The sequence below is a fragment of the Streptomyces sp. NPDC001027 genome (assembly GCF_040299045.1).
In the GTDB taxonomy this organism is placed as follows: Bacteria; Actinomycetota; Actinomycetes; order Streptomycetales; family Streptomycetaceae; genus Streptomyces.
The window spans coordinates 20,143-30,417 of the sequence record NZ_JBEPBI010000088.1 but is presented as its reverse complement, the minus strand read 5'-3'; the positions used below and the strand labels follow the sequence as shown (position 1 = coordinate 30,417).

The 10,275-nt window shown below is 73.9% G+C and carries 8 protein-coding genes; 3 read left to right on the top strand and 5 right to left on the bottom strand.

The genetic code is table 11. The annotated features are described in order from the left end of the window. Positions 1–16: 16 nt before the first annotated feature. Together ABT300_RS23550 and ABT300_RS23545 are read right to left on the bottom strand one after the other, a co-directional pair. A complete protein-coding gene (locus ABT300_RS23550) occupies positions 17–517 on the bottom strand; it encodes a DUF3515 domain-containing protein (protein WP_351678971.1) in 501 nt (166 codons plus the stop codon). Between the two features lie 20 nt (positions 518–537). Then, positions 538–771: an Lrp/AsnC family transcriptional regulator gene (locus ABT300_RS23545; protein WP_020128743.1), complete on the bottom strand. Its 234-nt coding sequence runs from the start codon at positions 769–771 to the stop codon at positions 538–540. A 206-nt stretch (positions 772–977) separates the two neighbouring features. On the opposite strand from ABT300_RS23545, the gene ABT300_RS23540 reads away from it, so the two are divergent. Together ABT300_RS23540 and thiD are read left to right on the top strand one after the other, a co-directional pair. Beyond that, the gene (locus tag ABT300_RS23540) at positions 978–1,946 is read left to right on the top strand and encodes a thiamine-phosphate kinase (RefSeq protein ID WP_057580490.1); all 969 of its coding nucleotides are present in this window, start codon (positions 978–980) and stop codon (positions 1,944–1,946) included. Next, complete coding sequence (gene thiD, locus ABT300_RS23535; RefSeq protein ID WP_351678968.1) at positions 1,943–2,770, top strand: bifunctional hydroxymethylpyrimidine kinase/phosphomethylpyrimidine kinase; 828 nt, start codon at positions 1,943–1,945, stop codon at positions 2,768–2,770. The genes ABT300_RS23540 and thiD overlap by 4 nt, the downstream gene beginning before the upstream one ends. Positions 2,771–2,966: 196 nt before the next feature. Here the strand turns inward: thiD and rpmB are convergent, their stop codons facing one another. Next, positions 2,967–3,152: a 50S ribosomal protein L28 gene (gene rpmB / locus ABT300_RS23530; RefSeq protein WP_079041368.1), complete on the bottom strand. Its 186-nt coding sequence runs from the start codon at positions 3,150–3,152 to the stop codon at positions 2,967–2,969. 296 nt (positions 3,153–3,448) lie between these two features. On the opposite strand from rpmB, the gene ABT300_RS23525 reads away from it, so the two are divergent. Then, entirely contained in the window at positions 3,449–5,278 is a 1,830-nt protein-coding gene (locus ABT300_RS23525; protein ID WP_351678965.1) for a DAK2 domain-containing protein, read from the top strand. Between the two features lie 127 nt (positions 5,279–5,405). Here ABT300_RS23525 and ABT300_RS23520 read toward each other — a convergent pair whose 3' ends face one another. Together ABT300_RS23520 and ABT300_RS23515 are read right to left on the bottom strand one after the other, a co-directional pair. Continuing rightward, complete coding sequence (locus tag ABT300_RS23520) at positions 5,406–8,396, bottom strand: tetratricopeptide repeat protein (RefSeq protein WP_351678963.1); 2,991 nt, start codon at positions 8,394–8,396, stop codon at positions 5,406–5,408. Then, positions 8,389–10,251 carry an HSP90 family protein gene (locus tag ABT300_RS23515; protein ID WP_351678961.1) on the bottom strand — a complete coding sequence of 621 codons (1,863 nt, stop codon included), beginning with the start codon at positions 10,249–10,251 and terminating at the stop codon, positions 8,389–8,391. Before ABT300_RS23515 ends, ABT300_RS23520 begins: the two co-directional genes overlap by 8 nt. Positions 10,252–10,275 lie beyond the last annotated feature (24 nt).

The window sequence follows — 10,275 nt, the reverse complement described above, 5'->3', positions numbered from 1 at the left end:
GCACCGGCCGGACGAGCTAGTCGGCGATCCCCTCGGGGATCGCCTTCTTGATGGCCGGGGCCAGATCGATCAACGCGCCGGAGGTGTCGGCGTCCGCGGACACCGTCACCTCGACGTAGACGCTCCTGCGGGCCGTGGTGAAGCGGTGGCCCCCGCCGTCCCGGTTCTCCATCAGCCAGTCGACGCCGTCCACCCCGCCGGCCACCGCGTCCGCGTCGGCCCCCTGCGCGACCTCGGGGTCGATCATCTTCGGCGGCTGCGCGACACCGCAGCGCAGTATGATCTCCGCACCTCCCCAGCCCGCGGTCAGCGCGGAGGCGGGCTCGGGATCGTGGCGGCTCTCACCGTCCACCTTCGACGGCAGTACCTTGTCCAGGTTCCGGCACAGCGTCGTGGCTTTCGCGCCGGGAGTGGGAACCGCCGCCGACGCGTTGTCGTCTGCTGAGGAGCAGCCCGCGACCGTGATCAACAGGGCGAGCGCGGGCAGGCCGAGGGGCCGGTGACGGAAAAGGTTCACCGGCCAAGGTTAGACGGGGGCTACAGATGCACGACCGGGCAGGTCAGGGTGCGGGTGATCCCGTCCACCTGCTGGACCTTGGCGACCACCATGCGGCCGAGGTCGTCCACCGTGTCGGCCTGGGCCCGCACGATCACGTCATAAGGTCCCGTCACGTCCTCTGCCTGGACGACGCCAGGGATTTTGCCGATCTCTTCGGCGACGGTCGACGCTTTGCCGACCTCCGTCTGGATCAGGATGTACGCCTGTACCACGGAACCTCCAGAGCGGCCACGAGGATCATGTGGGGAAAAGGAACGCCACGGTATCGCGTCGCCGCTCGCCGCGGGGAGACCTGCGGGAACCAGGGCCCGCGCGCCGGGGTACGGGCCCGACAGAAGTTGACGGCTGACTCGACCGTATCGAGGACACTGGTTACGCGCGACCGGGCACAGACAGGTATAGAAGGGGCGAAAGGGCAATGAAGGGCACTGTTGGTGAGCTCGGTGAGTTCGGGCTCATCAGGGAGCTCACCTCCCGTCTCACCACCACCCCCGCGGTCCGGGTCGGCCCGGGCGACGACGCCGCGGTGGTCGCCGCGCCCGACCGCCGGGTCGTGGCCAGCACCGACATCCTGCTGGAGGGCCGGCACTTCCGCCGCGACTGGTCCACGGCGTACGACGTCGGCCGCAAGGCCGCCGCGCAGAACCTCGCCGACATCGCCGCCATGGGCGCGGTGCCGACGGCTCTGCTGCTCGGCCTCGTCGTGCCGGCCGAGCTGCCGGTCACCTGGGCGAGCGAGCTGATGGACGGCCTGCGCGACGAGTGCCAGGTCGCCGGCGCCTCCGTGGTCGGCGGCGACGTCGTGCGCGGCGACACGATCATGGTGTCGATCACCGCGCTCGGCGATCTGCGCAACCAGGAGCCGGTCACCCGGGGCGGCGCCCAGCCCGGCGACCTCGTCGCGGTGACCGGCTGGCTCGGCTGGTCCGCCGCCGGGTACGCGGTGCTGTCCCGCGGCTTCCGCTCGCCCCGCGCCTTCGTGGAGGCCCACCGTCGCCCCGAGCCGCCGTACCACGCGGGACCGGCGGCCGCCGGGCTCGGCGCCACGGCGATGTGCGACGTCAGCGACGGGCTGATCGCCGACCTCGGGCACATCGCGGAGGCGAGCAAGGTCCGGATCGACGTCCGGTCGGGCGCGATCGACATCCCGACCCAGATGAACGACATCGGGCAGGCCGTCGGGGTCGATCCGATGCAGTGGGTGCTGGCCGGGGGAGAGGACCACGCGATCGTGGCGACCTTCCCGCCGGACGTGAAGCTGCCCGCCCGTTGGAAGGTCATCGGCGAGGTCCTCAACCCCTCCGCCCTGCCCCAGGTGACGGTCGACGGGGCGCCCTGGACCAGCAAGGGCGGCTGGGACCACTTCGGGGACCTGGAGGAGTCGTGAGCGCTCCCGCGCCGCCGCCCCGGGTGCTGACCGTCGCCGGCTCCGACTCGGGCGGCGGGGCCGGGATCCAGGCGGATCTGAAGACGATGCTCGCGCTCGGCGTGCACGGCATGAGCGTGGTCACCGCGGTCACCGCGCAGAACTCCCTTGGCGTGCAGGGTGCTTGGGAGCTGCCGGTGGAGGCGGTCCGGGCCCAGTACCGCAGCGTCGTCGACGACGTCGGCGTCCAGGCGGTCAAGACGGGCATGCTGGCCTCCGCCGAACTCGTCGAGACGGTGGCCGGGTTGCTCGCCGGGATCGATGTCCCCGTCGTCGTCGACCCGGTCGGCGTCTCCAAGCACGGCGATCCGCTGCTGGCGGCCTCGGCGCTGGACTCCGTCCGCACGAAGCTGCTGCCGGTCGCCACCGTCGCCACCCCCAACCTCGACGAGACGGCCCAACTGGCGGGCGTGCGGGTCGAGTCGGAGGAGCAGCTGCGGGACGCGGCCGCCGCCGTGCTGGCCTACGGGCCGCGGTGGGTGCTCATCAAGGGCGGTCATCTCCCCGGCGACGCCGTGGACCTGCTGACGGACGGTGTCGAGGAGCACTGGCTGCGCGCGCCGAGGTACGACAACCGGCACACGCACGGCACGGGCTGCACGCTCGCCTCCGCGATCGCGGCGCAGCTGGCGAAGGGGCAGAGCGTGCCGGAGGCGGTCGGGGCCGCCAAGCGGTACGTCACGGGGGCGATCGCCGCGGGGTTCGCCCTAGGCGCGGGGATCGGGCCCGTGGACCACGGCTGGGACCTCGGCCCGGGCCGGCGCGGAGGCACGGAGCGGCTGTGAGCGCTGTGCGCGCGTGGTACCGGTGGTGCCCGTCATGCGCGTGGTACCGCTGATGCGCGGGGTGCGGTGGTCGTGGAGAGGGCAGCAAAAAGCCGGTCCACTCGAGGTGGACCGGCTCGATGCAGCGAACCAGCAGTGGCCGCGCGCGATGGGGTTCCCCCCAGCTCGAGCGGACTCGAGTGCAGGGGGACGTGCGTCAGCGCGAGACCTTGCCGGCCTTGATGCACGAGGTGCAAGCGTTCACGCGCTTCGGCGTCCCGCCGACCACGGTACGGACGCGCTGGATGTTCGGGTTCCAGCGACGGGACGTACGGCGGTGCGAAAACGAGATGTTGTTGCCGAAGCTCGGCCCCTTGCCACAGACGTCGCAGTTGGCAGCCACGGGTCACTCCAAAGACTTCAGATGCACTTACGGTGGATCCCGGCATGCCGGGATCGAGATCGCAGGATCAGAGATCTGGGTGGCGGTGCCAGGGGGATGGCCCGATGTGTATCGGGCAACCGGAGCAGCATACAACGACTGCGCCAGCAGTACGAAACTACCATGGCTGCTCAGGGCCCCGGCCCCGACGGCGTCGCTCGCGGCCGTCCCTGCCCTCGCACTGCCCGGGCCGCTTTCCGGCGGACCCGGCGCCTGGGGCTACGCTGCGTCCAGTCCAGCACTTCAGGGAGGCGCAGGTGGCGCAGGCGCCGCAGACGTTCTTCGATGCTCTCGCGGTGCGCACCTGGTGCGGCCTGGCGCTGTCGGCCCTGGGCCGGGCTCGCGAGGAGATCGACGCGATCAACGTCTACCCGGTCGCGGACGGGGACACCGGCACCAATCTGTATCTCACCGTGGAGTCCGCGGCGACCGCCGTCGAGGCGGTCTTCGTCGGGCACGAGGCCGGATCCGCGCCCGTCGGGCCCCCGTCCCTCGCCGACGCCGCGCACGCGATGGCGCATGGCGCGCTCATAGGCGCGCGGGGGAACTCTGGCACGATCCTCGCGCAGCTGCTGCGCGGCATGGCCCAGGTGCTCGCCGCCGAGAGTGAGGCGACTCACACCGACGGCGCCGGGCTGAGCCTGGCGCTGCGGCAGGCGGCCGACGCCGCCCGCCAGGCCGTGGCCCACCCCGTCGAGGGCACCGTCCTGACCGTCGCCTCCGCCGCCGCGGACGCGGCGGGGGGCGCGCAGGGCGACTGCGGCACGATCGCCCGCGCCGCCCACCAGGGGGCGTGCGCCGCGCTCGCCGCCACTCCGGCGCAGCTCGCGGCCCTGGGGCGGGCGGGAGTGGTCGACGCGGGCGGCCGGGGGCTCGTCGCGGTCCTCGCGGCCCTGGTGGAGACGTTCACGGGAGAGTCGCCGGGCATGCCGGGCCCGTCGGGGTCGTCGGGATCCCTGGGGCTGTCCGGGCCGCTCGCGCGTGTGGGAGCCGTCCCGACGCAGAGCGCCGGGAACACGGCGGGCTTGGACGGCGCGGACGGCATGGACGGCGCGGACGACTGCGGGCGTGCGCCCGGCGGGGAGGGCGGGCACGCCCGTGACGCCGGAAGCGGCGGCGCAGCCGGGGCCGGAGGCGAGCGCGGCCCGGACGGGGAAGAGGGCGGGCCCGCCTTCGAGGTGATCTACCTGCTGGAGGCCGAGGACGCGGCCGTGGTGCGGCTGCGTCAACGGCTGGACGCCCTCGGCGACTCCCTCGTCATGGTCGGCGGGGACGGCCTGTGGAACGTGCACGTGCACGTGGACGACGCCGGCGCGGCCGTGGAGGCGGGCGTCGAGGCGGGCCGGCCGTACCGGATCCGCATCACCCACTTCGGCGCCGACGACGCCCACACGCGCGGCGGCGAGCGTCCGCCGCGCGAGCGCGTGCAGCGTGCGGTCGTCGCCGTCGTGCCCGGCGAGGGACTGGTCGGGCTGTATTCCGAGGCCGGCGCGACCACCGTGCTCGCGCGCCCCGGGGAGCCGCCCGCGAGCGGTGAGCTCGTGGAGGCGGTGCGACGCGCCCACGCGCGCGAGGTCGTGCTGCTGCCCAATGACGCCGACCTGAGGCACACCGCGGCCGCGGCGGCGGAACAGGCCCGCACGGAGGGCATCCGGGTGGCTCTCATCCCGACCCGGTCCGCGGTCCAGGGCATCGCGGCGCTCGCCGTCCACGAGCCCGACCGGCGCTTCGACGAGGACGTCGTCTCGATGACCTCGGCGGCCGGCGCCACCCGCTACGCCGAGGTCGTCGTGGCCGTGCGCGAGTCGTGGACCATGGCCGGCATCTGTCAGGCCGGGGACGTCCTCGGACTCGTCGACGGCGACGTGGCCGTCATCGGCTCCGACGTCGCCGCCACCGCGGAGGGCGTCCTCGACCGCATGCTGTCGGCGGGCGGCGAGCTGGTCACCCTGGTGCTCGGCGACGAGGCTCCCGAAGGCGTCGCCGAGCGGCTGGAGTCGCGGGTGCGGGAGGCGTATCTCGCCGTGGACACGGTCGTGTACCGGGGCGGGCGGCAGGGGGCGTTGTTGTTGATCGGGGTGGAATAGGCGGGTTGAACGATCCGCGGAACCTGCTGTCCTCGTTGAACGATCCCCGCACCCCCTTGTCCTCGTTCAACGATTGCCGGACCCCCTTGTTCTCGTTGAACGATCCCCTCTCCCTCAGGGGAATCGTTCAACGATCCCTCGGTTCCTCCGTCGCCTGCAGCAACTGCTCCGCCTCCGCCCGCCGCGCCGAAAGCGTCCCGCCGCCCCGCTGACCGTCGCCCTCGAAGCCCTCGGCGGCGGCGTCCGCACAGGACCGCAGCACCGCACGCGCGCGGGCCGCCGCCTGCGCGGGGCGCCCCAGGTCGCACTCCAGCCAGCCCGCGGCCAGCTCGGCTCCGGTCCGGGCCGACAGGCCGCTCCCGCCCAGGGTGACGAACACCGCGACCGCCTCGGACATCTGGGAGAGCGCCTCGTCCAGGGCGGCCCGGATCGCGTCGTCGTCCGCGTCCTCGGCGGCGGAACGGGCGAGCAGGTCGCCGAACTGGCGGTGGGTGTCCCCGAGTTCGGCGATCAGCCGCAGTCGCGCCTCCTCGTCGTCGCCCGCGGCGCCGAACGCGTCCGCGCACTCCTCCACGGCGCTCGTCATCAGCGCGCGTGCCACGTCCGGGTCCTGCTCGGTGCGCAACGCCAGCCAGGCGCGGGCGCGCAGCGAACGGATCAGCCCGTGCACATTGCCGAGGTCCCGCCACAACTCCCCGGCGCGCGCGTACGCCCGGTCGGCGTCGGCGTGCAGTCCGGCGTGGCCGAGCGACTCGGCGGCCAGGTGGGCGAGAGTGGCGTGGTCGTGCTGCTCCGGCCAGCGCCGGGCGATCTCGGCGGCCTGCAACCGGCGTTCGGCGGCGTCCCGGTGCTCGCCGAGCTCGCTCAGACAGTCGCCGAGCCACCACTGCGTCTGGACGACCGCCCCGTCCCCGTGCGTCTGCGCGCTCAGGTCCGTCAGCGCGGACTCCAGCACCTCGGCCGCCTCGGCCCAGCGGCCCTGGCGCACCAGGTACCCGCCGAGCTGATGCCGCGCCCACGCGCCGTACGTGGGGCCCGCGCCCGCCTCGTCGGCCCAGTGCGCCGACTCCAGGGCGTGCTCCGCGGCCTCCTCGAACTCTCCCCGGCCGCCGACCACCTCGGCCAGCTGAAGATGCAGCTGAGCGCGTCCGATCGCCTCCAGGAACGGCCCGCCGTGCTCCAGGGCCGCCCGCAGCGCCCGCTCCGCCTCCGCCATGTCGCCCAGCTCATGGGCGAGACCGGCCAGCCGGGCCTCGTACTCCACGGCGAACCACGGCACCCCCGCCTCGACGAACTCCGCTGCGGCCCGTGCGAACAGCTCCGCACCGGTCTCCGCCTCGCCGGAGCGCGTCGCGAGCTCCGCCAGCATCGCGTGGCCCTCGGCCACCCGGACGGCGAGCCGGACGTCGTCACCGGCCCGCCCGTCCACGAGCGCCAGGAGCTCCCGGACGGCCGACTCCGCCTGCGTACCGGCCGACGCGGGCACCGGCCCCTCGGCCTCGTGCACCCGGCGCATCAGGATCCGCGCCCGTGCCATCAGAACGCCCGCCGCCTGCGGCACCTCGGTGTCGCCCTCGGCGTACAGCGCGAGGACACGGTCGTAGGGCTCGGCGACCGCCGCGAGCGCCTCGTCCACCTCGCCGTCGAGCGCACGGACGTAGGCGGCACGCGCGCGTGCCGCCAAAGCCTCCCCCGGGTCGCCCGCCTCCTCGTACAGCCCGGCGGCGCGCTCGAACGCGTCGGCGCCCTCCGAGCCGAGACCGATCGCCTCGTGGTCGGCGATCTCGGCGAGGTCCCGCGCCGCCAGCTCCACGTCCTCGTTCGCCGCGGCCGCGCGGGCCACCCGCGCCCATGCCTCGACGGCGTGCGGCCGGAGGGTGTCCGACAACCGCCGGGCCTCCTCGAGCAGAGCCGGCACGTCCGCTTCCGTGACCTCGCCGGCCGCCTCGGCCTCGGCCGGGGCCGAAGCGGCGAACGCGGGTGCGGGCGCCGTGACCGCCGGACGCGACGCGCGCACGCCCAAGGGCAGCCGTTCCACCAAGGGCCGCTGCGCCATACGCGCGCGTGCCCGCTCGCTGACGTGCTTCGTGCCGTTGCGCTCGTCGAAACGCGCGGCCAGCGCGAGCGCCTCCGCGCGCGCGTGCACCGCGAGCTCGTCGGCCGTCCACTCCCGTCCGGCCGGCCCGGGCACCCGCTCCCCGCCGAGCCCGAGCTCACCCAGGCGCCCCATCAGCAGCGCCACGACGCTCAGGAACTCCAGCTTGCTGCGCGGCTGGCCTTCGTCCGTGAAGTAGGCGGGCCGCTCCGCGAGCAGCTCCAGGCCCCGCGCCTCGTTGCCGCTCAGCGCGCAGAACTCGACGTGGTCGGCGTACGCGCTCCGCATGCTCTCCATGGACCGCACCAGCCGGAACCCGCGCAGATGGTGGGCGCGGGCCTCGTCCGGGCGGCCCAGCCGCAGCAGCGGCAGCAGCGAGGACGCCAGCACGCTGTGCGGCTCGTGCGCGCACGTGTACTCGCCCTCCAGAACCGGCGCCCACAGCTCCAGGGCCTCCGTGTCCCGCCCCCGCTCCGCCTGCCACCAGCCCTGCCCGTGCAGCTCGCACGCGTGGCAGTCGGCCATCGCGTCCCGGTCCGCGGCCAGCCAGGCGGTGAACGCCCGCTCGGCCCGCGCCACGTCGCCCACGTGTGCGGCGACGCTGAACTCGGCGCTGCGCACGGCCCGTTCGGAGTGACCGGCGAGCCGGTAGCGGTGCTCCATCTCGCCCAGCCACTTCTCCACCGACGCCAGCGGCACGTGCGGCTGGTCGAGCATGCCGGCCGACATCCACTTGAAGACCCAGTGCAGCGAATGCGTCTCGTAGGCGTCGAAGTCCTCGGGCTGCTCGTCCCACATGCGCAGCAGCCGCGCGAACGGGACGAACATCTTCGCCTTCTCGGAGCTGTAGTTGTAGACCTTGAGCTGGTGCCCGAGCGCCTCGATCACGGCGAGCGGGATCCTCAGCCTCTCCGCCTCCAGGAGCAGTTGCTCCGCGCGCGCGTTGCGGGCCGGCCCCTCCGGCTGCTCGCCGTTCTCCGCCATCGCCCTGCGCAGGGAGTCGAAGTCCGTGATCTCACTCATCCGTGGCCCCCTGTCCGTCCGACGACTGCCCGTGTGCCGTGTCCCCGAGGGTGGCCCACTCGAGGAGGCCGATGAACGACCGGTTCAGCAGCGCCGAGTCCGCCGGCCGCAGCGGACGCTGCGCCATCAGCAGCGCCTGCCCGTACAGGGACTCCGTGGCGGTGCCGATCAGCTCCCTGTCGCGCAGCGAACCGATGCGCCGGATCAGCGGGTTGAGATGGTTGAGCACCAGACGCGCGCGCGGGGCGCTCCCGCGCAGCGAGCCCAGGATGCCCGCCCACAGGTCGTCCGCCTGCTCCTCGGCGTCCGCGCGCGCCTGCTCGTGCCGGGCCGCGCGGTCGTCGAGGTGCAGCGCGGGCACCGACAGCGGATGGAAGGCCCGCAGCACGACGTCGCACCCCAGCGGATCGAGCTTCGCCCGCGCGGCCGCCAGGAAGCCGGCCAGCGCCAGCTCGTCGGCGGCGGCGACGGCGTCCAGGTGCGCGGTCACGGTGTCGGCGTCCAGCTCGGCGACCACCGTCCCCGGCCGCACCGAGGGCAGCGCCTCCACCAGCTCGCTGTCGTACGTGTAACCGCCGTTGATCACCCCGACGCCCTGCGCGGAGGCGATCGGCGCGACCTGCCGGTACTCCTCGACGGTCCGCGTGAAGTGCACCACCGGGTGCCGCTGCGCGAACTCCTCCAGCGACAGCCGGCCGTCGGTCGTCTCGAAGGGCAGCCACGGCAGCATCGTGCGCAGCATGTCCGTGTCGTGCCGCGCCAGGGACTTCACGCCCAGATGGTGCACGGCCAAGAACGCCTCGAGCCGCTCCGGGTCGCCGGCCGCCAGTCCCGTCAGCCACGACCGGATCCGCTCGCCCAGCGCCTCGCGCACCGCGGCCAGCGTCTCGTCCTCGTAGAGCGACTCACGTGAGGCGGTCGGCCGCAGACTGTCGGTGTCCAGGACGCAGCGCACGAAGAACGCCCAGTCGGGCAGCAGCTGTTCGCCCCGCTCGGTCAGCAGCATGCCCTTGAGGTGCACCCGGTGACCGGCCCGCTGCGCCGGGCTCACCGCGGACGGCAGCACGTACGCCACCCCGCGGATCCCCGCCAGCGGCACGTCCAGGCCGACCGCGTCCAACGGCGTGAAGCCGAACAGCTCACGGCAGTGCCGGGCCAGGGCGACCCGCCGGTCGGCGGGGGAGGCGTACGCCCGGTCCCAGGGCGCGGGCAGATCCGTGACCGGCTCGTCGCCGACCCGGACGTCGTAGGGCAGCAGCGACCCGAAGTCCCGGGCCAGCGCCAGCACACGCGGCTCGGCGAGCCATTCCGCCGCCCCCGCCCGCGCCACCAGATGCACGGTGGTGCCCGGCTCGGGACGCTCCTCGTGGGGCAGCGTCCGCACGGTGTACGAGCCGTCGTCGCGAGCCGTCCACTCCACCGGCGGCGCGTCCGGCGTACGGGCGCTGCGGCTGACCACGCGGATCCGCTCGGCGACCACGAAGCAGGCCAGCAGACCGATGCCGAACTGGCCGAGGAAGTCCGACCGGACGTCCTGCAGTCCCTCGGCGCGCTTGGAACTGCGCCCGATCGTCGCCAGCAGGTCGTGCACGTCGGACTCGGTGAGCCCGACGCCGGAGTCCTCCACCCGCAGCCCGCCGTCCGCCGCGAACAGCCGCACCCGCGCCGGGGCGCCGGGCTCCTCGGCCCGTCGGGCGGTGACGGCGTCCACGGCGTTCTGCAGGAGCTCGCGCAGATAGACCTTGGGGCTGGAGTACAGGTGATGGGACAGCAGGTCCACCAGACCGCGCAGGTCGACCTGGAACGAGTGGGGTGACGGAGATGCCTGGGATGACTGTGAGGTCTGGGAGTCCATCGCTGCAGCGCCGCGGGCTGGGGG

What these genes read in the sequence shown, in the direction of transcription:
- ABT300_RS23540 (WP_057580490.1), top strand. Translation starts at nt 978, where the DNA reads ATGAAGGGCACTGTTGGTGAGCTCGGTGAGTTCGGGCTCATCAGGGAG.
- ABT300_RS23520 (WP_351678963.1), bottom strand. Translation starts at nt 8,396, where the DNA reads ATGAGTGAGATCACGGACTTCGACTCCCTGCGCAGGGCGATGGCGGAG.
- ABT300_RS23515 (WP_351678961.1), bottom strand. Translation starts at nt 10,251, where the DNA reads ATGGACTCCCAGACCTCACAGTCATCCCAGGCATCTCCGTCACCCCAC.